At 67.3% G+C, this 554-nt stretch carries 1 protein-coding gene; it reads right to left on the reverse strand.

What is annotated here, in order from left to right:
• Positions 1 to 554: phosphoglucose isomerase-related protein (locus IE244_RS41645; RefSeq protein ID WP_506005190.1), on the reverse strand; the 554-nt coding region annotated here is incomplete at both ends.

Raw genomic sequence — 554 nt, forward strand, 5'->3', positions numbered from 1 at the left:
ACGACCGGCCCGGTCTGCCACTGCACCGGCTCGCCGTCGCGCTGCACCGACTTGCCGTTGGACTCCATGTCCAGCTGCTGCAGGTAGGCGGTGAACTTCGACAGATAGTGGCTGTAGGGCAGCACGGCGTGGGACTGGGCGTCGTGGAAGTTGCCGTACCAGATGCCCAGCAGGCCCAGGAGCAGGGGCGCGTTGGCCTCGGCGGGGGCAGTGCGGAAGTGGTCGTCCATCAGCCGGAAACCGTCCAGCATCTCCCGGAACCGGTCCGGGCCGATGGCGATCATCAGGGAGAGGCCGATCGCCGAGTCGTACGAGTACCGGCCGCCGACCCAGTCCCAGAACTCGAACATGTTGTCCGGGTCGATCCCGAAACCGGTCACCTTCTCGGCGTTCGTGGACAGCGCCACGAAGTGCCGGGCGACCGCCTTCTCGTCGCCGCCCAGGCCGTCGAGCAGCCACGTCCGCGCGGAGGTGGCGTTGGTGATCGTCTCGATCGTGGTGAACGTCTTGGACGCCACGATGAACAGGGTCTCCGCCGGGTCCAGGTCACGGGT

The sequence above is a fragment of the Streptomyces filipinensis genome (genome assembly GCF_014649495.1).
GTDB classification, from domain to species: domain Bacteria; phylum Actinomycetota; class Actinomycetes; order Streptomycetales; family Streptomycetaceae; genus Streptomyces; species Streptomyces filipinensis.